Here is a 21,438-nt window from a genome sequence, read left to right as displayed (position 1 = left end):
TTTATGGGTTTAGTATCAAATTTAAAGAATAAGTTTTGTCAAAAGTATTATCATCTAAAAATTAAAAAAAAAGCTGCAGCCTGTGGTGAACGTTTATATGTAGGTGGTAAATCTTTTGTAAATTCGAAAACATATTTAGGTGAACATGTATGTTTTAATGGAATGTCTATATTAGGAAACGGAAAAGTTGAAATAGGAAATTATTTTCATTCAGGATCTGGATGTGAAATTATTACATCATTTCACAATTATGAAGGTAATAAAATACCTTACGATGATACATTTATTGATAAAGACGTAATAATTGGAGATTGTGTTTGGCTAGGAAATAATGTAACTATATTAGGTGGCGTTAAAATTGGGCAAGGCGCAATTATTCAAGCTGGATCTGTAGTATGTAAGGACATTCCTGCTTATTCAATAGCTGGTGGACATCCTGCTCTGCCTTTTAAAACAAGAAATATTGAACACTATTTGTCACTAAAGAAAGAAGGAAGTTTTCATTAGTTGCTTATGAATAATCTTTTAAAAAAATATAATGAGTTGTCTGAACCAGTAAAGGCTTCATTTTGGTATACAATATGTAATATTATAAACAAAGGAATAGCATTACTATCAACACCTATTTTTACTAGAGTAATGACGGAAAGCCAGTATGGTACATTTGCCATTTTCCAATCATGGTATAGTATTATAATTATTTTTACATCGTTAAATATATTTATGAGTAGTTATCAAAAGGGCTTACTTCTTTATAAGAATGATAAAGCAAGTTTCACATCTACACAGCTAGGTTTAACTACTACAATAACTTTATTTTTTATTTTAATTTATATGTTCAATCCACAGTTGTGGTCTTCAATATTTGAATTGCAACCTGTTTTAATGTTTGCTATGGGGTTAGAACTATTATTTATGCCAGCCTTAGAGTTTTGGTCAACTAAACAAAGATTTGACTTTAAATACAAGAAATATGTTGCCGTTTCTATTTTGATGACAATAATTAGCTTGGGTGGTGGAGTTTTAGCTGTTTTAAGTACTAGCTATAAAGTTGAAGCACGTGTATATACTGATGTATTATCTAAGGTGTTGTTTTCTGCTTTTTTCTTTTGTTTAATATTTAAAAGCGGTAAAAAGTTTTATTCGTTAGAATATTGGAAATACGCATTAGCTTTTAACTTGCCATTAATTCCACATTATTTATCAAATTATGTTTTAAGTCAATCAGATCGAATTATGATTGGGAAAATGATTGGAACTGATAAGGCCGCTTTTTATAGTGTAGCATATACTATTTCTATGATGATGATTTTAATTGTTAATGCAATTAATGGTTCGTTGGTTCCTTATTTATATAAAAAAATCGATGAATTTGAAAATGATTCAAATTATAATTTTGCAACTAAGAATGATGTAAAAAAAGTAACAACTTCTTTGATTTTAATTATTGCAGCACTTTGTTTTATAGCAATGTTATTTGCACCAGAAGTTATTCGAATTTTTGCTGGGAATAATTACTATGAGTCAATCTATGTTGTTCCGCCTGTTGCATTATCAGTGTTTTTTATTTTTATTTATAGCCTGTTTAGTAATGTTGAATACTATTTTCAAGAAACTAAATTAATTGCACTGGCAACGTTCATATGTGCCTTATTAAATCTTGTCTTAAATTTTATCTTTATAAAGATATTTGGATATATGGCTGCTGGTTATACAACATTGGTAAGCTATGTAGCTTTATCAATTTTACATTATTTATTTTATAAGAAAATATTAATGGATAAAAAAATTAATGTTTTATACAACGACAAATTGATATTGTTAATTTCAATCGCTTTAATTGTTCTAATGGTAATTGTGGCTGTTTCGTACAAATTAACTATGATAAGATACATAATGATTGTATGTATTGTTTTAGCCATTATATATTTTAGAAAGAATATTGTACTAGCTATTAAAAATTTAAAATAGTTTTATAGAAAGGTTGTGTCTAAATATATGAATTTGATTGGATATTTACGAGAAAAAGGAATTAGGCATGCATTTGACACCCTTGTTAATTACAAGCTAAATGATGCAATAGAAAATGTTTTGTTATGTTTTTACAAAAACAAACCATTGAAGGACATTATTATCATTGAAAGTCATAATGATTTTGACTCTAATGGCGGAGCGTTATATGACTATTTGATAAGTAATGAGTATAATAAAAAATATAGAATTATTTGGTTTTTAAGAAATAAGTGTCCTAAAGATTTACCTGAAAATGTTGAAGGTTATGAGTACACAGGTTTAAACTTAAAAAGAGCAAAGTATCATTGTACAGCAAAATATATTTTTAGTGAACATCATGTAATTCCAGCTGTAAGAGATGATCAAATTGCTGTATTTATGCGTCATGGCGCGGGTGGATTAAAAAATGCTGCAAATGTAATGACACTACCTCATGGATTTAAATATATACTTGGAATGTCTAAATCATATGCTCACATTGAGAAATTAGAGAGACTATTTTCTGATGATGATTATAAAATTTTATATTTAGGATTTCCGTCACATGATAGTCTATTTAAAAATAATTCGAGTGAACTAAAAAAAGTTACATCTCAAGAGTTTAACAAAGTACTATTATGGATGCCAACATTTAGAAAAAATGTATCTGGTCGAAATGATAGTACTCTTGAATCTCCTTTGGGAATTCCATTAATAAATACGATGGAAGAATATGAAAAACTAAACCTTCTTCTTAAAGATAAGAATTGTTTATTAGTAATAAAAATTCATCCTATGCAGGATTTAGAATGTTTGAAAATCAGTGATCAAAGCAATATTAGAGTATTGACTGGTCCGAATGTAAAAGAATTAAATGTTGATAATTATAGATTAATGTCGTGTTGTGATGCGATGATTAGTGACTATTCCGGAGCAGCTTATGATTTTTTGCAGTTAGATAGACCAATCGCATACGTTTTATCTGATATGGATCAATATAAAGTTGGATTTGTAGTTGATAATATACATGAATTAATTGCGGGTAAAGAAATTTATAGTCTTACTGATTTTTTTGATTTTATTAACTCGGTTGCTTCAAATAAAGATGAATTTAAAGAAAAAAGAGAAAAAATTAGAGATTTTATATATAATTATCATGATGGTGATAATTCTAGTCGATTAATTAGTTATTTGGGAATTACTAAGAATTAATTACAAAACCGATATGGACAAATAAGTATATCAAATGGTCGTAGATATACTTTTTAATTCGATTTATAAAGAATACTCTAAAAAAAGAGTGGGAGGAAAATATATGTTAAATTTTACAGTAGGTCCAGTAATGTCATCAAAGGAAGTATGTTCTATTGGTGCAGAGCAAGTTCCTTATTTTAGAACAGAAGAATTTTCATCTGTAATGTTAGAGAATGAGAAGTATATGTTGGAATATACTAAAGCTTCTGCTAACTCAAGAGCTATATTTATGACATGTTCAAGTACAGGTTCTATGGAAGCTGTTGTGATGAATTGTTTTACAAAGAATGATAAAGTACTTGTTATTAATGGTGGTAGTTTTGGAAAGAGATTTGTGGATCTTTGTATCATTCATGAAATACCTCATGTCTCATTAAATCTTGAACATGGAAAAAAATTAACTAAAGAAAGATTATATGAGTATGATAATCAAGGGTTTACAGGCTTACTTGTTAATGTAGATGAAACTTCAACTGCAGTATTATATGATGTTATGATGATTGGTGAATTCTGCAAAAAGAATAATTTATTCTTTGTTTGTGACTGTGTTTCTTCATTTTTAGCTGATCCATTTAATATGAGTGAATGTGGAGCTGATGTTATGATTACTGGATCACAAAAAGTTTTAGCATGTCCTCCAGGTATATCTATTATTGTTTTAGCTCCAAAGGGAATTGAGAGAATTGAATCTTCTGAAGCAAAAACTATGTATTTTGATTTGAAGAATGCTTTAAAAAATCAAGAGAGAGGACAAACTCCATTTACACCAGCTGTAGGTATACTTTTACAAATCCACGAAAGATTAAAAGAAATTGAGAATAAAGGAGGAGCCGATGCTGAAGTTGCTAGAGTGGCTGCTCAAGCTAAAGATTTTAGGGAAAAAATTAAAGATATGCCTTTTGAATTGGTTTCTGAAAGTCCAGCAAATGGAGTAACTTCTGTTCATCCTACAACAGCTAATGCTTATGAGATTTTCCTAAAATTAAAAGATGAATATGGTATTTGGATTTGTCCTAATGGTGGTGACATGAAGGATACTATTTTTAGAGTAGGACATATTGGAGCATTAACTCATGAAGATAATACAACTTTAGTAAATGCATTTAAAGATTTACAAGCTCGTGGTATTTTATAATTAATAGGGAGGATTGTAATAAGCCAATGATTAAAGTAATTACTTATGGAACGTATGATCTTTTACATTATGGTCATATTCGATTGTTAGAAAGAGCAAAAGCATTAGGTGATTATCTTATAGTAGGTGTTACAGCTGATGATTTTGATAAGACTCGTGGAAAGATAAACGTACAACAAACCTTGATGGAACGTATCGAAGCTGTAAGAGCAACAGGCATCGCAGATGAGATAATTGTTGAAGAGTATGAAGGACAAAAGATTGATGATATCATAAAATATAATGTCGATATTTTTACAGTTGGATCTGACTGGAAAGGAAAGTTTGATTACCTTAATGAATACTGTAAAGTAGTTTATTTAGATAGAACAGAAGGAATTTCTAGTACTGAAATTAGAGCAAAAAATAGAAAATTACGTATTGGAACGATTGGTAATGAAGGTTTATGCGAAAAGTTTCGTAAGGAAATAGCTTTTGTTAATGGTGTTGAATATTCTGAATTTAGTGGTGACATGTCAAACGTTGATGCTCTTTACATAGCGTCTTTACCAGAGAATCATTACAATGATGTAAAGAATGCTATTTTACATAAAAAACATGTCATTTGTGAGTCTCCAATTGCTACAAAAAAAGAACAATGTGAAGAACTTATAAAACTTGCAGAAGATAACAACATTATTTTAATTGATGGGATAAAAACGGCCTATTCAACAGCTTATAAAAGATTAATAATGTTGGCTAAAAGTGGATCAATTGGAGAAATTGTATCCATTGATTCAGTTTGTACTAGTAAACGTATAAATCCTGGTGATAATTTGGATAATGAGCAAAATAGTATATGTGCTTGGGGACCAACGGCCATGCTTCCAATTTTTCAACTTGCAGGTGTAAATCTAGAAAATATAGAAATAACGACTAAATTGATTGATTCAAATAAAAATTTTGATGGTTTCACAAGAATATCTTTTAGATTTTTAGATTCAGTGGCTTCTATTAAAATTGCTAAGGCTGCTAAATCCGAAGGGGAATTGATTATTACAGGAACAAAAGGATATATATACGTTCCAGCTCCATGGTGGAAGACTGATTATTTTGAGATTCGTTATGAGAATCAAAATGAAAATAAGAAATACTTCTATCAACTTGATGGAGAAGGTATACGATATGAAATTGTAGCTTTTGCTCGAGCAGTTGAACATAAAAAGAAAAATTATTATATAAGTGATGATATATCAATCGCTATCGCAGGTGTTATTGGAAAATTCAATAATAAAGAATATATACGACTAGGAAAAGGTGATATTAATGAATAAAGCGAAGGAACTTACACCTACGCAATTTAGAAAAATGCAATTGACAGAATTAGATATGTTAATTGAATTTGACCGTGTTTGTCGAGAAAATAATATTAATTATGTGTTGTTTGGAGGAAGCTTGTTAGGTGCAGTCAGACACAAAGGATATATACCATGGGATGATGATGCAGATATAGGTATGCTAAGAGAAGATTATAATGCATTTAAAAAAGTTGCACATCAAATGGATCAGTCCATATGTTATTTTCAAGATCATGATACAGACTCTGAATATAGATGGGGTTATGGTAAATTAAGAAGAACAAATACAGTATATGTAAGAGTTGGCCAGGAACATTTAAAATGTAAAACTGGTATTTTTGTTGATGTATTTCCTATGGATGATGTTCCAAAAAGTGTCATTGGACAAATTATTCAAGATAGAAGAGTGTATTGTTTAAGAAAAATACTTTGGTCTGAAGTTGCTAAAAAACAGACAACCGGCGTTAAAAAGGCTTGGTTTACATTGTTATCTAAAATTCCAGTAGATGGAGTGTTTAATAAATTTAATAAAATTGCACAAAAAAGTAAAAATTCATCACCTAATAGGGTAAGATGTATGTCGTTTCCTGCGACTGGTACGTTGTATAAGAAAAATCCTATTTCTGAAAGATATAGTATGCCAAAAAGTTGGTTTTTAGATCGAAGTGAATATGAATTTGAAGGCATTAATTTATATAGTTCTAAGGATTATGATACGGTTTTAAATTATATTTATGGAGATTACATGAAACTACCTCCTGAAGATAAAAGAGGTCAGCACTCACCATTCTCCAAAATCAAATTTCAAGATGAGGATCAAATATTATGAGTTTACAAATAATCGAGTATTCAAGTAATTATTATTTTGAATTATTTAAAATTTTAAAGGATAATTATAATACGAATATAACTCAACACGAGTTAGAATGTAATTATGTTACTGATAATAAAAGTATTTATCTTGCATTATTAGATAAAAAGATTGTTGGTTGTGCTTTTCTTGAAATAAAAAATGATTACGTTAGATTATATAAGTATGGTTTTATATCTTATGTGGCTGTTGATATTGAATACCGTCATAGAGGCATAGGAAAAAAATTGATTGAAACTCTTATTCATATTTCAAAAAATATAGGATGTACTGCTGTTGAACTTACAAGTGCGAATTATAGATTGAATGCACATAAGTTTTACGAAACATTAGGCTTTACTAAAAAGAAAACAAGTGTTTTTATTAAAGAATTATATTCGTAATTCGCATGACTCGTGATTATGAATTAATCATTGTAATTTGCTCAAATATTCATAGAGAGAGCCACTTCAGCTTAATGACATTTTTATTATTTGATTTTTGAATAATCCTCTCGAAGAGATTTGCCTTTTAAAAGAATTGTATAAGATGAGTTTCTAATACGATCTAGAATGGCATAAGCGAGTGGCCCATCGCCTAATTTGCCTAGCCAGCCTTCAGAAGCTCATTGACTGCAATCGTGTATTTTTAAATCTTCTTCCAGTCATATTGAAGCTGTTCACCTGGTTCAGTCTCATAATAGACATGCAGAGTTTGATCTGCAGGAGTACATTTTTGCTTTGAAACTGTTGTAGTTGCCGGGAAGATTTCCATTATATTCATAATTTAACACTTGGAATATACTCATCAGGTAAGATTCTGTGACATCCGCCAAAGAAATAATCACATCGTATAAAGGATCCCATTTAGATACTTTTTTAAACTTTTTCCGCTCAGGTATGCCACCATTTTCGTAATACTTTTTAATAGTATGACAATCGATTCTGTACACACGCTCTAGTTCACTAAAATTTGGCTTCATATTAAAATCTTTCATTATACTTAAAACACCTATCACCTTTTTTAATTTCTTTTTCATTTGGTTCACCTCCTTTCAAAGAAAGTGTAACCAAAAACAAAAAAAAGATAACTCAATTCAAATCGTAAATTCACCATTTTTGGTGAAAATTAAACGATCCAAATTGGTTATCTTTAAATTACCACTATCACAGAGTTTAGATTGTTAAGAGATATAAAAGTACTAGATTTATGTTCAATTACACACAGTATGCCATTTTATACGAATACAAATAAAGTTGATTATTTTGTTAATGAGAGAATATTAAGTGTGATATAGAAGAATTTGGCAAAGCCTATGAGCCGTTGGGGGTAGTGATTTAGATTATTTGCCTACGCAATATATTAGTGATTTTGCCAGATTTTGTGGATATGATGGTATTAGGTATTTTAGCACTTTTGATAAAGAAGCATACAATCTGGTATTATTTGATTCATCCACACGTGAATGTTTAGGTTGTAAAAATCATCTAATAGGAAATTTAGATTACAATTTATCGGATGTGTAATTCTAATAATACTTAAACGTTAAAGAAATTTTTTGTTATAACATATTGATATGTGATATTTCATAACTAAAGGATTTTTCCTTTAGCTTTTTTTATGATATATTTATAGAGTATGTTTAATAGTGAGAAAGGGAGGATTTTATGGTAAACAGTAGAATGGATGATCGTACGCAGAGTGATGTACGTGAAATGGAAGAGATTGATTTATTAGAATTATTTAGGGCTATATTAAAACATATTAAGTTGATTGTTGTTTTATGTATTTTATTTGGTGTGGGTGGTTTCTTTGGAACAAAGTTATTGATTGCTCCAACGTATACAGCTTCAACATCAATTTATTTAACACCACAAATAAGTGATAGTGGTTCTTTGGATTATAATTCGCAGATGGCCAATAGTAAATTGGTTACGAATGCGGTGAATTTATTAACTCAAAATAACATTATGTCTGAGGTAGCTAAGGATGTTGGATTAGAGAGTGCTGATAGTGTTAAAAAGCTTGTTAGTGTTAGTAATGAATCTAATACAGAAATTATTACGATTTCTGTTACAACAACAGATCCTAAATTATCTAAGGATATCGCAAATGATACAGTAAGTACGTTTATTCGTACAATGCAGAAGAATTTGAATGTTCGTAATATTGAAGTGGTAGATAAGGCAAAGTTGTCTTATATTCCTAGTGGACCAAATGTAAAGAAGAATACATTATTAGCGACTATGGTTGGTTTTGTACTTGGTTTTGGTTATGCAACATTGAGATTCTTGTTTGATAATCGTTTACGTACGAAGGAAGAGGCAGAAAAGTATTTGGGTATTCCAGTATTCTGCGAGATTCCTGAACTATAATGGCTAAGTATATTGATTTGCATTCTCATATTGCTTGGGGTATTGATGATGGTATGCCTTCAATCGAGGATGCAGTGAGTTCATTAGAGTCTGCTAAAAAGGATGGTATTGTAGGTATTTGTAGTACACCTCATTTCATTCCTGGTCAATTAGATGTTCATATCTACAATGAAATGGTGACTCGTCAATTAGAGCTAAGAAAGATGAGTCCTATCCCTATTTATTTTGGTGGGGAAGTGATGATGAATAGTGAATTTATTGAAGGATTAGAATTAGATTTGTATCCAACATTAAATAGTTCACGTTATATGCTTGTAGAATATAATGTTCTTCGTGATATTCATTCGATTGATTATAGAGATGAATGTTTATATGAATTGAAGATGAAGGGCTTTGTTCCTGTATTGGCTCATATTGAAAGATATTTCCATGATGGATTAGATTATGACATTATTGATCATTGGGTAGATATGGGTTGTATACTACAAATGAATCGTACTTCGATTCTTGGTGTAAATGGTAAGAAAATACAAGCCAATGCATTAGAATTATTGGACAATGGATATTGTGATGTAATTTGTACAGATACGCATAGAGCGAGTGGAAATCGTATTGAACAATTAAGTGATGTATATTCATTTGTAGGTAAGCGTATTGGGCTTGATAATGCGGATATCTTATTTTATGAGAATCCAAAGTTATTATTGAGTAATAAAGAGATATTAAATATTGAGGTTGAAAAGAAAAAGAAACTGTTTGGTTTCTTTGGGAGTTAGAAATGGCAAGAAAGAAAAGAAATCAATTTGATGTGGATGAAATCTATCGTGGATTACGTACAAATATTGAATTTAGTCAAATGGATGATGCAATTCAAGTAATCAACGTAGTAAGTACAATTCCGAATGAAGGTAAGAGTACAATAGCTTGTAATTTAGCTCGTATTATGGCAGCTAAATATAAAAATGTATTATTAATTGACTGTGATTTGAGAAATGCTTCAGTTCATAAAACATTAGGAATTTCAAATAGATGTGGATTAACAAACATTATTTCTGAATTTAGAGAAGGTACAAGTATCCAGTCTTATGAAGGAGTACAAAATGTACAATATGATGGAGGTTATACTTTATCAGTCATTACTGCAGGTCATAGAGTACCTAATCCTAGTGAAGTATTAGGGTCTAAAAGATTAGCTAAGTTCTTAGATCAAGCACGTAAAGAATTTGGATATATTATTATTGACTGTCCACCAATGGCTGTCGCAAGTGATGCTATTCCATTATGTAACGTAAGTGATGGAGTACTATATGTAGTTGATTCAAAATCTTCTGACAAACGTAAAGTTAAAACAGCCATTAATGACGTAGAACGAAATGGTGCTCACGTCATGGGTGTTGTATTAAATAAAGTAGAATCTGCAAGCGATAGTAATTATGGCTATGGCTACGGATACGGTTACGGAGGAGAAGGCAATGGTAAAAAGTAGAAAAAGAAATAGTTTTATTATCTTAGCTTCAACTCTATTATTAACTGGATGTGGCAATAGTAATTTAGAAATCACTCAAAATGATATTTTAGAAGTCGCAAGAGATGATGCGAATGCCACTAAAAAAGAATGTTCGAATGTATCAATTCAAGAAGAAAAGAAATACTACATTGTAAGCTTTGATACAAATATAGGATCTTATGAATATAAGATTGGTAAAGATGGTATTATACAAGAAAGAAATTATAAAAGAAGCAATAGCGATGAAGAAGTTTCTTCAACTGAACTTGTAGAAGAGAAGAAGAAAGAAACTGAAACAAAGAAAGAAAAAAAAGAAACAACTTCTTTTGATGAAAATCAACAACAAGCAATCAATGCAGCTCTTGCTAATGCAGGTCTTGGACAAGAAGATGTAACAGACATTGGTTGTACTTTAGATGAAGCTACACAACAATATACAGTTACATTTACATTCCAAGGTACAAATAATACTTCAACAGTTGATGCGCAAAGTTTTGTCGTTTTATCAACAATTATGGGCTAAATATTTAATAAGAAAAGGATGCTTTATGATTAACGCTTACATAAAGATTTGTCCTTTTCTTTTTTTTTTAGTATAATGAGTAGGTCATATGGAGTTGATGATTTAATGTCAAAAATAGGGAGTTTAAAAATAACAATTGAATTTGTTTTTTTTATGTTTATAATACAATTTTCTGGATACGATTTGGAAACGTGTTGGAAATTATGTATATTATATTTTTTAATGCAATTATTAATTGGAAGATATCAAGGAAAAGTTTTATTAATGTATGATGAAATACGATTAATCATATTAAGTCATATTGGTTTTTTTATAGGTAGTTTTCTTGTTTTTCCAATTAGTACTTGGACTATAAAGAAATTCTTTGGATTTGTTTTATTAACTTGTGTTTTATTTGTATTTGCAGGATGTAATTCTAGATATTCTCATAAAATATTTAGAAAATGGTATAAACATAATACTTTAATTGTTGGTGTTGGTTATACAGCAAAAAAATTAGGAATGGTGTGTTATGGAAATGGATACTCACTTTTAGATGTAGTAGGTTATGTAAATTGTAATGATTCTAAAAATATAAAGTATATTCAACAAGATCAGATTGTAGATTCAACAAGAACATTTGAATTAGATAAAATTTGTTCTGTTATTAAAGAAAAAAATATTGATACAGTATTGATTGCGATTCCTGAAATGGATAGTGAAGATTTAAATGCAGTATTTGAAGTATTTAAAAATAAGGTTAGTGTCATTAAATATTTACCTCAAGTAAATGGTTTGGTAACATTTGATACAAAAGTAGAAGATTTTGATGGAATCTTAATGATTTCTAATTCTCGTGGATTAGAACATTGTTTATCTCATGCATTAAAACGCATTATGGATATATGTGCTGGACTATGTGGTTTGTTACTTTTAATACCATTAACAATCTTTGTGTTCATTAAGAATCGTAAAGAAGGAGATACAGGTCCTATTTTCTTTACGCAGAATCGAATAGGAAAAAACGGGAAAGAATTCAAAATGTTTAAATATCGCACTATGGTAATCGGTGCAGATAAGATTCTAGAAGAGTTAATGGAAAAAGATCCAGCCATTCGCGAAGAATATACTAAGAATAAAAAATTAGTAAATGATCCACGGATCACAAGTGCAGGTAAATTTTTGCGTGAAAAGAGTTTAGATGAATTTCCACAATTCATTAATGTGTTATTAGGTCAAATGTCTTTAATTGGTCCACGACCATATTTACCTAGAGAAAAAGAGGATATGGGAGATTATTATTATGATGTTATTGCATGTAAACCTGGTATAACGGGTATGTGGCAAAGCCATGGAAGGAGTGATGTCGATTTCGAACATCGATTATTGTTGGATGAATATTATTATAGAAACTGGTCATTCTGGTTGGATGTGATATTGTTATTTAAAACTATTAAACAAGTGCTATATGGTAGAGGAGCAGTATAGAAAGGAAATAATTTATGAATAACGATTATATGAATGATGAAATGGAAATTGATTTGATAGAGTTAATGAAAGATATAATAAAAAATATAAAGTTTATTGTAAAAATAACATTATTGTGTGGAGTGGTTGTGTTTGGCGTTTCACAATTCATTTTACCTAAAAGTTATACATCAAGTACAGATATTACAATTGTATCGGCAGGAACTTCTTTGGATTATACTTCCTATTTAACTGGAAGTAAGGTGCTAGATAAAGTGAGCAATGCGGTTGGTGTTGAAAACTCAAGGCTAGTAGAGAGTATTGAAGTAACAAGAGATTCAAATAATACGTATAATTACAATATTAAGGCTACTACAAATAATCCTAAATTATCATATTGTATTGTCAAAAATGTTGTAAATGAATTCAAAAAGTCAATGGTGTCTGAATTAAACTTAAGTAGTGTGACTACAATGAATGAGCCACAAATTAATACTACACCAGTGAGTCCGAATGTTAAAAAGAACACATTGATTGGTACTTTCATTGGTTTGGTTATTAGTGTGGGTATTGTAGTTTTACGTTTCTTATTTGATAAACACTTAAGAAATGCAGAGGAAGCTGAGATGTTTTTAGGGGTAGATGTTTTAGCTGAAATACCATTCAAGAAATAGGAGAAAATAATGGAACATAATATATCGAGTAGTTCGGCATATCGTAGACTACGTACAAACATTGAATATAATGAAAAACATCCGCATATTCATAGTGTATGTTTAACTGGTGCAGACCATGGGGCAGGGGCTACAACAGTTTCAGTTAATTTGGCATATTGTTATGTGGCAAACACACCAAAAGTGTTATTGTTGGATTGTAATATAAATGATCCACACATTCATGAATGTTTTAATATAAAAAATGATTTTGGTTTAACAGATATTTTAGAGGATAATGATTATACAAATTATTTGAAATACACTAAAGTAATTAAAGATAGCTATTCAGACAATGAATTACATGTTATTACAGCGGGTAATGAAAGAAAACATCCAATCGACTTATTGAGTGGACAAAAATTTAAGGAATTTATGCAGTTAATGAAATCTGAATATGATTTTATTATTGTGGATTGTCCTAGTTTAGAAAGCTGTAGTGATGTAATTCCAGTAAGTCATTTGGTGGATGGAACAATACTTGTTGTATCATTACCTGAAACAGATAAAAATATGGCTAAAAAGTCTATAGAACGTTTAAAAAGAAATGGTGCTGAAGTATTAGGTACTGTATTAAATAAAGTGGAATAGGCATATATCCTATTCCTTTTTTGTAAATATAATTATTTTGTAGTAAAATAAAAGAGCATGAGGAGATTTTTGTTATGAAAAAGAATAAGAAACAAAATAAAGTCGGTAAGGTATTTGGAATTATTTTCTCTATCTTACTGGTTGCTGCAACAATGTATTTGTTGTTTAACATTATTAAATTGAATGTATTGCCTACAAAACTATTGTTTTTAATGACAATTGTATTTGTATTATTAGATTTGATATTTATCTTAATGTTGTGTTTCTCAACAAAAGGATTTGTATCTAAATTGATTTGTATTATTTTTACTATTGCACTTTCATTAGGATCTTGTTTAGGTGGCTTCTATTTATCAAAAACAGGTGGATTGCTTTCTAATATTACTAATGTTGCTAAACATTCTAAAAATACTGTGAGTATAGTCGTTAAAGAATCAAGTGATATGAAAAAGAAAACAGATCTTGCTGGTCATAGTGTTGGTACTTTAGCGAATATTAATACACAAGGTTCTAAAAAGATTTTAAAAGAACTAAATAAATCGGGTATCCAAATGGAAAAAAGAGAATATGGCAGTTTAACTGAAATGCTAGAATCTTTCTATAATGGAGAAGTGGATTCAATTGTTATTAATGAATCAAGTCGTAGTCAGATTACAGATATTGATGCATATAAGGATTTTGACAACAATACGCGTGTTGTATACCAAACTTCATATAAAGTAGAAAATACAGATAAGGCCAATGCGGTAAGTAATATTACGACAACACCATTTAATGTTTTGATTTCTGGATCAGATACTCGTGGTGGATTTGATGAAAATGGTCGTAGTGACGTAATTATGGTGGCTACAGTAAATCCTAAAACAGGAACAATTTTATTAACATCAGTTCCACGTGATTTCTATGTAACGACAGCTTGTGATGCAGGTGATGGTTGTATGGAAGGTCAATTGGATAAAATTACGCATACAGGTATTCATGGAACAAATACGACTAAGCGTACTGTAGAAAAACTTTTAGGTATTGAAATCAACTATACATTTAAAGTAGGTTTTGATACAGTAACAGATATTGTTGACGCTGTTGGTGGTATTGATGTAAATGTTGAACCAGGCTATGAATGCAATAACTTCTTACATGCTCCAGGACTAAGTGTACATGCAGGTGTGAACCACTTAAATGGTGAACAAGCATTAGGATATGCTCGTGAGCGTTATGCATATAGTGAAGGGGATCGTCAGCGTACAAAGAACCAACAACAGGTTCTGATGGGTATTGTTGATAAGGTTACAAGCCCTGCAATTGTAACAAATTATGCTTCTATTATGGATAGTATGGCAAATACATTCTCAACAACTATGTCAAATGATGAAATTTCATCATTGATTAAATATCAATTAAATAAGAATCCTAAATGGAAAATGGAACAGTATATGGTTAATGGTACTGGAGATACATTAATGTGTGCTGAACTTGGTGACGCTGCTTCTGTAATGGTACCAGATCAAAGTACAGTAACAACGGCTAAGAATAAAATTAATGCGGTTCTTGCTGGTAAATCAGCGGATGATGTAGAGTAAGGATATGTTCCTTGCTCTTTTTTTGTTTTGTAGGTGTATAATTTCATTGTGAGGTGTTGTTTATTATGGAAACTACAGATTATATACAAAATAGAATTCATACAAATATTCGTAGGTTTGAAGAACTAAGCAAGAAGTATCATAGATGTCATATTGGTTTGTTAACTGCTTTCTTTAGTTGCTTTACTGTTGTTCTAATTTTAAATGTTATTTATTTAATTGTTCCAGTTGTTTGGTTAATACTTGCTTCGTGTGTATTGGTATTAGCAGGAATATTTTTATTATTCTTTGACGTGTTAAATGATTATTCATCAAAGTCATTAGAGTATAAGTATAAGGCTAATCTATTAAGCTATGAAAAGAATAAGCTATGAAAAGAACTTATATGAAGCAAAACAGAGTGGATTTAAAGGCTTTGCGTTTCGATGTGAAAGATTTATGTAATCCCGTACTCTTTGTGTGAATTTGCCAACTCATGGTCATTTATTATATAATATGTAATTGTGAACTACAAAAGAGTTTATAGGAGATTTTAATATGTCTAAAAAAGATGTAAAACTTTCACAGAATGTTAAAAAGAAAAAGAAGAAAAATAAGCGACGCTTAGCTAAATTAATGACTGTGTTTATATTTGCTACATTGGCATTACTTATTTTTCAAATGAAATATTTAGATTTATTACCAATGAAATTGATTGTATTAATTTCTGCTGTGTTATTAATCATAGCTTTAATTATTACCTTAATAATGAATTTTAAAGTTAGAAGGTTTATTCCACGTTTATTGGTTGGTTTAATATCTTTATGTATGTGCTTAGGATTAGCGTATGGGAATTACTTTATTCATAAAACAAAGGATACTTTTGAGGTTGTAACAAGTCTTGCCGATAAGAAAGCAATAACAACATCGATTATTTCAATGAAGGATTCTGGAATTACTAAGGAAACGGATTTGAAAAAGAAAAAGATTGGTACCATTTTAGAGATGGACAAAGAGGCTACTCAGCGTACTTTAAAGGCTTTGAAAGAAGAGGGTATCAAATATTCAACTGAAGATTACAGTTCGTTAGAAGATTTGGTATATGCTTTATATGACAGTAAAGTGGATGCGATTTGTTTAAATGAAAAGTATCGTGATATTTTACATGAAACGGAAGCTTTCTTTGCATTTAATACTTCAACTAAGGTTGTTTATCAAAATGTACATTATGTTGAAAGAGAAGCTAGCGATAATGAGAGTGATCCGGTAAATGATATCACAAAAGATGCATTTACTATTTTAGTAAGTGGGAATGATTCATATGGAAGCTTACAAGATGCAAATACTCGTAGTGATGCAAATATGTTGTTGACGGTAAATCCTAAAACGGGAACTATATTAATGACAAGTATTCCTCGTGATTATTATGTTGATTTAATTTGTCCTGGTGAGGGAGAAATGGCTTGTCCTGAAGGAAGCAAGGATAAGTTAACTCATTCTGGATTATTAGGCATCAAGAGTACAGAAAAATCCATAGAAAATGCATTGGGTATTAAAATTAATTATAATATTCGAATTAATTTTTCTAGTGTTGTGAATTTAGTTGATGCCTTGGATGGTATTGATTTGGATATCAAAGAAGGCGAACAATGTGATATTTTATATGCGAATATGCAGCCTGGATTAAGTGTCGGTAAGCATCATGTGGATGGTGAAACAGCACTTGCATTTGCACGTGAAAGACATGCATATGTTAATGGTGATAATCAACGTGTAAAGAATCAGCAGAAGGTGTTTAAGGCTATATTCAAGCGTATTGTGTCTCCTAAGATGATAACGAACTATGGAAAGTTTATGGATGCTTTGGCTGTAGCATTTGATACGAATATTTCAGGGGATGAAATTAGTGATTTCATTAAATATGAATTGAATAATATGCCTAAATGGAAATTTGAATCATATACGATTTATGGGGAATCGGCAAATGATTTCTGTTATGAGGCACAGTCGTATGCTTCAGTAACTTATCAAAATGATTTAATGAACGAAATTGCACGAAATAAAATTAAGGCAGTTTTAAAAGGTAAAAGTTCGAATACTGTTGAAGATACTTCGGGATATTCACAAGAGCCTAGTGCAGATAATGTAATTCATCAAACTGATGAGGCTGATTCTTATGGTGATTCAGAGTATTATGATCCATCTCAGACTTATGATTATGAAAATCAATATTCAGATGAGAATTATGACATTAGTCAAGATGATTTGTACTCAAATGGGGAGATAGACTATAGTGAAGAACCGTCTTATGATAACTATGATGAAGGGCAATAAGGAGGAAAAATGAAAAATAAAGGTATTTATAAAATTATTTCTTTAATACTTTCCATTGTTATGGTGGTATTTGCTGTATTAATTGTTCTTCAATTATTAAAGATGGATATTTTGCCACATAACTTGTTTATTCCAGTTATATTAATTTTTGTGTTAGTTAGTTTGATTCTAATCTTATGGATTAACTTTATCGCACATGGAACTGTTAGCCGTGTGTTCGCAATGATTTTTGTGCTTATATATACAGTATCAATGGGAATTGGAAATTATTATGTATATAAGACAGATGGCTTTATGCAAAAGGTCACTGACCATAAAGTAGGGGATGTAAAGAATACTGTATCTATCATTGTGCGTGAGGATAGTAAATTCAAAGATTTATCTTCATTAAAAGGAAAAAAAGTTGGTAGATTAAATAATGTGGATAAGGTTGGAACAGGCAAATTATTAAAAGCTATAAAAAAAGAGAAGGGTGATGATTATTTCAATATAAAGAAATATGATGGTGCTCTTAGTGAAGTAGAAGCTTTATATAATGGTGAAATTGATGCGATGATTTTAAATGAATCGTATCGTGGTAATATTACAAGTGTTGAAGAATATGAACATTTCTCAACAGAAACACGTGTTATTTATACAACGACTTATTATACAACTAAGAAAAACGATTCTTTAGTTGTATCAGATATTACTAAAAATCCTTTTACTATTTTAATTAGTGGTAATGATACAACTGGTGATGTTAGTGAATTAAGTCGTAGTGATGTGAATATGCTTGTTACTATAAATCCAAAAACTTCAACAATTTTATTGACAAGTATGTCTCGTGATACATATGTTGAAACGGTTTGTGATGCTGATGGTGATGTTGCATGTCCAAATGGTCAAATGGATAAAATTACACATACGGGCATTTATGGTTTGAATACAACTAGAGAAACCGTTGAAAACTTTTATGATTTAAAAGTTAATTATTCTTACCGCGTTAACTTTACAAGTGTAATTGATGTTGTAGATGCATTAGATGGAATTGATTTAAATGTTGAAGAAGGGGAGCAATGTGATTTGTTCTGGGCTAACATGAAGCCAGGACTTCCTGTAGGACAGCATCATGTTGATGGCGAAACTGCTCTTGCATTTGCTCGTGAGAGAAAAGCTTATGTAGATGGTGATTATCAGCGTGTGCGTAATCAACAAAAAGTTTTACAAGCTATTATTAATCGGGCTATTAGTAGTAGTGTATTAGTTAATTACACAAGCTTCATTAATTCGTTACAAAGTGCATTTGAAACAAATATGACTTATGATGAAATTACGGATTTAATTAAATATGAGTTACAGACAAAACCTGAATGGAAGTTTGAAACATATCAAATCTCAGGTATTGGTGATGAATTGATGTGTGCATCTTTAGGTCAATCTGCAAGTGTTCAAATTCCGGATTTAAATACTGTTCGAATTGCTAGAGAAAAAATTCAAGCTGTGATGGATGGTAAATCAAGTTACGATGTTGCTGAAGATGGGGCTCCTGAATATAGCTATTATCCAAGTCAAGTTACTACGGATTATCTAAATACGGAAACCGAAACGGTTGATAATGAAGTAAGTTCAGATCAATTAACACAAGACCAGGAAACATATGATCCAAATGCTGGATATGATTCAGAAGCTGGATATGATACAGAAGACAATACAACTGAAGGATAGTACAAAGGGCCTTTAAGGCTCTTTTTACTTTTTATAAGAATTCAGTTATAATAAACGTATTGTAAAAGAGGTTTTATTATGAACAATTTATACAAATCAAATATATATCAAAGATATAGAGGTCTAATGATTTCTTTAATTGATGTTTTGATCGTATTTTTCGCATATATTGTAGCATTTTTAATTCAGAATAATTTTCTTATTGCAGGACGAGTTATTACATTAACGAAGTTATTAGGACTAGGTTTATTCTTTTTATTAGCTTTGCACTTTATTGTTTTACGATTATTTAAAACACAAATGTCGCTGTGGACATATACAGGTCCCAATGAAATTATTCGGACATTCTTAAGTTGTTTAGCATGCTTTCTTGTAATGTCATACTTTGTTTTGAAAGTTCATTTATTCAACATTGAGTTAATCGCACTTTCTGAATTATTGTGCTTTGTTTTTTTACTAGGTGCAAGAATGTTGTACCGTATGGCAAGACGTTACATTATGGACTTAGAACGTGTAGACAATTGTTTGATTGTGGGTGCTGGTAATGGCGGATATTTATTGATGAATGAAATTTATCATAATATGGCCTATCCATACAATGTAATTGGATTCTTGGATGACTTTAAGAAAAAGGGGACTATGCTGAGTGGTAAACCAGTACTTGGAACTATTTCTGAAGTAGAGCGTATTTGTCAAGAGAACAATGTTCGTTGTATCTTTATCACCATTTCTTCTGTGAGTGACGAAAGAAAACAAGAAATCTTAGACTTATGTACATCCACTTCTATTCCAACAAAAATCATGCGTATCTTTGTTGGAAATGATGAGAGTAATCATATTTCATTTGAAGATATTGATATTAAGGATTTATTGAACCGTCCTAGTATAGACTTAAAAGTCGATCAGATTGGTTCTTATCTTACAAATAAAGTCGTATGTGTTACCGGAGCCGGTGGATCTATTGGTTCTGAATTGTGTCGTCAAATTATTCAATTTAATCCATCTAAATTGATTATGGTGGATATTAATGAGAATGCACTATATATGCTTAAACAAGAATTCTTAGTTATGAAACGTAAGAAACAAATGAATGATTCAATTCAACTAGAATCTTTAATTGTTTCCATTCGTGAAAGAGAAGAAATCTATAAGCTTATGAGAAACTATAAACCGGATGTAGTTTATCATGCGGCAGCACATAAACACGTACCTTTAATGGAAGACCGTCCTACAGAAGCTATTAGAAATAATATCTTTGGAACAAAGAATGTGATTGATGCTTGTTGTGATTGTGGGATATCTCGTTTTATTATGATTTCAACAGACAAAGCGGTAAATCCAACAAACGTAATGGGTGCTACTAAGCGTATGACAGAAATGTATATGCAATCAAGAAATACTAAGGGTGGTATTCATATGGCTGCTGTACGCTTTGGTAATGTATTAGGATCCAATGGATCTGTTATTCCTATCTTTAAAGAACAAATTAAAAATGGCGGTCCAGTTACTGTAACACACAAAGACATTAAACGTTACTTTATGACCATTCCTGAAGCAGCTCAATTAGTGCTACAAGCAGGATTCTATGCGAATGAAAGAGAAATCTTTGTGTTAGACATGGGAAAACCAGTCAGAATTTGGGATTTAGCTGATAAAATGATTCGATTGGCAGGACTTGTACCAGGAAGAGATATTGAAATTCAAGAAATTGGATTGCGTCCTGGAGAAAAGATGTTTGAAGAATTAGCTTTAGAAATGGAAGAATGTCATAAGACAGACAACAATCTAATCTTTGTACACGAAAAGATGGACATTGATTCAAAAGAAGTAGATTCTAAATTAAATAAGCTAAAAGATTTAATGAATCAAACAGACGACAAACTTCAAATCAAAGAAGTCTTAATGGACATGATCAAAGAATAATTATTCAAGCTGGGGATAATCCTGGCTTGTTTTTGAATCTTAAGTTTTTCTTAAGTGGTTGAGTTAAGAAGACATTCATTTTATAATTGAATCAATTGAGAGCTAACTATATAAAATTCAAGTATTATTTATGAAAAAGTTTGAAAATATAAAATAACTAGATTTTTTAGTTAGTTTTAAATTGATCTTTGA

The 21,438-nt window shown here is 30.4% G+C and carries 21 protein-coding genes; 20 read left to right on the top strand and 1 reads right to left on the bottom strand.

Annotation, left to right across the window (positions count from 1 at the left end; genetic code table 11):
- Nucleotides 1–3: 3 nt before the first annotated feature.
- The 7 genes from NE544_RS04685 (at nt 4) to NE544_RS04655 (ending at nt 6,972) form a co-directional block, all read left to right on the top strand.
- A complete protein-coding gene (locus NE544_RS04685) occupies nt 4–507 on the top strand; it encodes an acyltransferase (protein WP_256268506.1) in 504 nt (167 codons plus the stop codon).
- Between the two features lie 6 nt (nt 508–513).
- Nucleotides 514–1,971 carry a lipopolysaccharide biosynthesis protein gene (locus NE544_RS04680; protein ID WP_256268505.1) on the top strand — a complete coding sequence of 486 codons (1,458 nt, stop codon included), beginning with the start codon at nt 514–516 and terminating at the stop codon, nt 1,969–1,971.
- A gap of 27 nt (nt 1,972–1,998) precedes the next feature.
- Entirely contained in the window at nt 1,999–3,204 is a 1,206-nt protein-coding gene (locus NE544_RS04675) for a CDP-glycerol glycerophosphotransferase family protein (protein WP_256268504.1), read from the top strand.
- Between the two features lie 103 nt (nt 3,205–3,307).
- On the top strand, nt 3,308–4,381 hold the full coding sequence (locus NE544_RS04670; protein ID WP_256268503.1) for an alanine--glyoxylate aminotransferase family protein: 1,074 nt from the start codon (nt 3,308–3,310) through the stop codon (nt 4,379–4,381).
- Between the two features lie 26 nt (nt 4,382–4,407).
- Nucleotides 4,408–5,694: an adenylyltransferase/cytidyltransferase family protein gene (locus NE544_RS04665; protein ID WP_256268502.1), complete on the top strand. Its 1,287-nt coding sequence runs from the start codon at nt 4,408–4,410 to the stop codon at nt 5,692–5,694.
- Nucleotides 5,687–6,547: a phosphorylcholine transferase LicD gene (locus NE544_RS04660; RefSeq protein ID WP_256268501.1), complete on the top strand. Its 861-nt coding sequence runs from the start codon at nt 5,687–5,689 to the stop codon at nt 6,545–6,547. Before NE544_RS04665 ends, NE544_RS04660 begins: the two co-directional genes overlap by 8 nt.
- Nucleotides 6,544–6,972, top strand: a complete 429-nt coding sequence (locus tag NE544_RS04655; RefSeq protein ID WP_256268500.1) for a GNAT family N-acetyltransferase — start codon at nt 6,544–6,546, stop codon at nt 6,970–6,972. Before NE544_RS04660 ends, NE544_RS04655 begins: the two co-directional genes overlap by 4 nt.
- A 290-nt stretch (nt 6,973–7,262) precedes the next feature.
- Here NE544_RS04655 and NE544_RS04650 read toward each other — a convergent pair whose 3' ends face one another.
- On the bottom strand, nt 7,263–7,607 hold the full coding sequence (locus NE544_RS04650) for a hypothetical protein (protein WP_256268499.1): 345 nt from the start codon (nt 7,605–7,607) through the stop codon (nt 7,263–7,265).
- Between the two features lie 307 nt (nt 7,608–7,914).
- On the opposite strand from NE544_RS04650, the gene NE544_RS12300 reads away from it, so the two are divergent.
- The 13 genes from NE544_RS12300 to NE544_RS04590 all read left to right on the top strand — a co-directional run bounded on the left by NE544_RS12300 (nt 7,915) and on the right by NE544_RS04590 (nt 21,246).
- On the top strand, nt 7,915–8,094 hold the full coding sequence (locus NE544_RS12300) for an RES family NAD+ phosphorylase (RefSeq protein WP_370866042.1): 180 nt from the start codon (nt 7,915–7,917) through the stop codon (nt 8,092–8,094).
- Between the two features lie 141 nt (nt 8,095–8,235).
- The gene (locus NE544_RS04645; protein WP_256268498.1) at nt 8,236–8,943 is read left to right on the top strand and encodes a YveK family protein; all 708 of its coding nucleotides are present in this window, start codon (nt 8,236–8,238) and stop codon (nt 8,941–8,943) included.
- On the top strand, nt 8,943–9,719 hold the full coding sequence (locus NE544_RS04640; RefSeq protein ID WP_256268497.1) for a tyrosine-protein phosphatase: 777 nt from the start codon (nt 8,943–8,945) through the stop codon (nt 9,717–9,719). Before NE544_RS04645 ends, NE544_RS04640 begins: the two co-directional genes overlap by 1 nt.
- A 2-nt stretch (nt 9,720–9,721) precedes the next feature.
- Entirely contained in the window at nt 9,722–10,429 is a 708-nt protein-coding gene (locus tag NE544_RS04635) for a CpsD/CapB family tyrosine-protein kinase (RefSeq protein WP_256268496.1), read from the top strand.
- The gene (locus NE544_RS04630) at nt 10,416–10,973 is read left to right on the top strand and encodes a hypothetical protein (protein WP_256268495.1); all 558 of its coding nucleotides are present in this window, start codon (nt 10,416–10,418) and stop codon (nt 10,971–10,973) included. Before NE544_RS04635 ends, NE544_RS04630 begins: the two co-directional genes overlap by 14 nt.
- Nucleotides 10,974–11,048: 75 nt before the next feature.
- Nucleotides 11,049–12,440 (top strand): exopolysaccharide biosynthesis polyprenyl glycosylphosphotransferase, encoded by a 1,392-nt coding sequence (locus tag NE544_RS04625; protein ID WP_370866041.1) that lies wholly within the window; start codon nt 11,049–11,051, stop codon nt 12,438–12,440.
- Nucleotides 12,441–12,454: 14 nt separating this feature from the next.
- The gene (locus tag NE544_RS04620; RefSeq protein WP_256268493.1) at nt 12,455–13,093 is read left to right on the top strand and encodes a YveK family protein; all 639 of its coding nucleotides are present in this window, start codon (nt 12,455–12,457) and stop codon (nt 13,091–13,093) included.
- A 9-nt stretch (nt 13,094–13,102) separates the two neighbouring features.
- Nucleotides 13,103–13,723 (top strand): CpsD/CapB family tyrosine-protein kinase, encoded by a 621-nt coding sequence (locus NE544_RS04615; RefSeq protein ID WP_256268492.1) that lies wholly within the window; start codon nt 13,103–13,105, stop codon nt 13,721–13,723.
- Between the two features lie 74 nt (nt 13,724–13,797).
- Nucleotides 13,798–15,303, top strand: coding sequence for an LCP family protein (locus NE544_RS04610; RefSeq protein WP_256268491.1), 1,506 nt, complete (start codon nt 13,798–13,800; stop codon nt 15,301–15,303).
- Between the two features lie 65 nt (nt 15,304–15,368).
- Nucleotides 15,369–15,677 carry an intracellular growth attenuator family protein gene (locus NE544_RS04605; RefSeq protein WP_256268490.1) on the top strand — a complete coding sequence of 103 codons (309 nt, stop codon included), beginning with the start codon at nt 15,369–15,371 and terminating at the stop codon, nt 15,675–15,677.
- Between the two features lie 163 nt (nt 15,678–15,840).
- Complete coding sequence (locus NE544_RS04600) at nt 15,841–17,616, top strand: LCP family protein (protein WP_256268489.1); 1,776 nt, start codon at nt 15,841–15,843, stop codon at nt 17,614–17,616.
- 9 nt (nt 17,617–17,625) lie between these two features.
- On the top strand, nt 17,626–19,323 hold the full coding sequence (locus NE544_RS04595; protein WP_256268488.1) for an LCP family protein: 1,698 nt from the start codon (nt 17,626–17,628) through the stop codon (nt 19,321–19,323).
- 78 nt (nt 19,324–19,401) lie between these two features.
- Entirely contained in the window at nt 19,402–21,246 is a 1,845-nt protein-coding gene (locus NE544_RS04590) for a nucleoside-diphosphate sugar epimerase/dehydratase (protein ID WP_256268487.1), read from the top strand.
- Nucleotides 21,247–21,438: the final 192 nt, after the last annotated feature.

The sequence above is a fragment of the Holdemanella sp. MSK.7.32 genome, from assembly GCF_024460475.1.
GTDB lineage: Bacteria > Bacillota_I > Bacilli_A > Erysipelotrichales > Erysipelotrichaceae > Holdemanella.
This window is presented reverse-complemented; position numbering and strand designations above follow the sequence as displayed.

What these genes read in the sequence shown, in the direction of transcription:
- NE544_RS04590 (WP_256268487.1), top strand. Translation starts at nt 19,402, where the DNA reads ATGAACAATTTATACAAATCAAATATATATCAAAGATATAGAGGTCTA.
- NE544_RS04655 (WP_256268500.1), top strand. Translation starts at nt 6,544, where the DNA reads ATGAGTTTACAAATAATCGAGTATTCAAGTAATTATTATTTTGAATTA.
- NE544_RS04605 (WP_256268490.1), top strand. Translation starts at nt 15,369, where the DNA reads ATGGAAACTACAGATTATATACAAAATAGAATTCATACAAATATTCGT.
- NE544_RS04600 (WP_256268489.1), top strand. Translation starts at nt 15,841, where the DNA reads ATGTCTAAAAAAGATGTAAAACTTTCACAGAATGTTAAAAAGAAAAAG.
- NE544_RS04630 (WP_256268495.1), top strand. Translation starts at nt 10,416, where the DNA reads ATGGTAAAAAGTAGAAAAAGAAATAGTTTTATTATCTTAGCTTCAACT.
- NE544_RS04645 (WP_256268498.1), top strand. Translation starts at nt 8,236, where the DNA reads ATGGTAAACAGTAGAATGGATGATCGTACGCAGAGTGATGTACGTGAA.
- NE544_RS04640 (WP_256268497.1), top strand. Translation starts at nt 8,943, where the DNA reads ATGGCTAAGTATATTGATTTGCATTCTCATATTGCTTGGGGTATTGAT.
- NE544_RS04610 (WP_256268491.1), top strand. Translation starts at nt 13,798, where the DNA reads ATGAAAAAGAATAAGAAACAAAATAAAGTCGGTAAGGTATTTGGAATT.
- NE544_RS04595 (WP_256268488.1), top strand. Translation starts at nt 17,626, where the DNA reads ATGAAAAATAAAGGTATTTATAAAATTATTTCTTTAATACTTTCCATT.
- NE544_RS04635 (WP_256268496.1), top strand. Translation starts at nt 9,722, where the DNA reads ATGGCAAGAAAGAAAAGAAATCAATTTGATGTGGATGAAATCTATCGT.
- NE544_RS04660 (WP_256268501.1), top strand. Translation starts at nt 5,687, where the DNA reads ATGAATAAAGCGAAGGAACTTACACCTACGCAATTTAGAAAAATGCAA.
- NE544_RS04675 (WP_256268504.1), top strand. Translation starts at nt 1,999, where the DNA reads ATGAATTTGATTGGATATTTACGAGAAAAAGGAATTAGGCATGCATTT.
- NE544_RS04685 (WP_256268506.1), top strand. Translation starts at nt 4, where the DNA reads ATGGGTTTAGTATCAAATTTAAAGAATAAGTTTTGTCAAAAGTATTAT.
- NE544_RS04615 (WP_256268492.1), top strand. Translation starts at nt 13,103, where the DNA reads ATGGAACATAATATATCGAGTAGTTCGGCATATCGTAGACTACGTACA.
- NE544_RS04650 (WP_256268499.1), bottom strand. Translation starts at nt 7,607, where the DNA reads ATGAAAAAGAAATTAAAAAAGGTGATAGGTGTTTTAAGTATAATGAAA.
- NE544_RS04670 (WP_256268503.1), top strand. Translation starts at nt 3,308, where the DNA reads ATGTTAAATTTTACAGTAGGTCCAGTAATGTCATCAAAGGAAGTATGT.
- NE544_RS04680 (WP_256268505.1), top strand. Translation starts at nt 514, where the DNA reads ATGAATAATCTTTTAAAAAAATATAATGAGTTGTCTGAACCAGTAAAG.
- NE544_RS04665 (WP_256268502.1), top strand. Translation starts at nt 4,408, where the DNA reads ATGATTAAAGTAATTACTTATGGAACGTATGATCTTTTACATTATGGT.
- NE544_RS04625 (WP_370866041.1), top strand. Translation starts at nt 11,049, where the DNA reads ATGAGTAGGTCATATGGAGTTGATGATTTAATGTCAAAAATAGGGAGT.
- NE544_RS04620 (WP_256268493.1), top strand. Translation starts at nt 12,455, where the DNA reads ATGAATAACGATTATATGAATGATGAAATGGAAATTGATTTGATAGAG.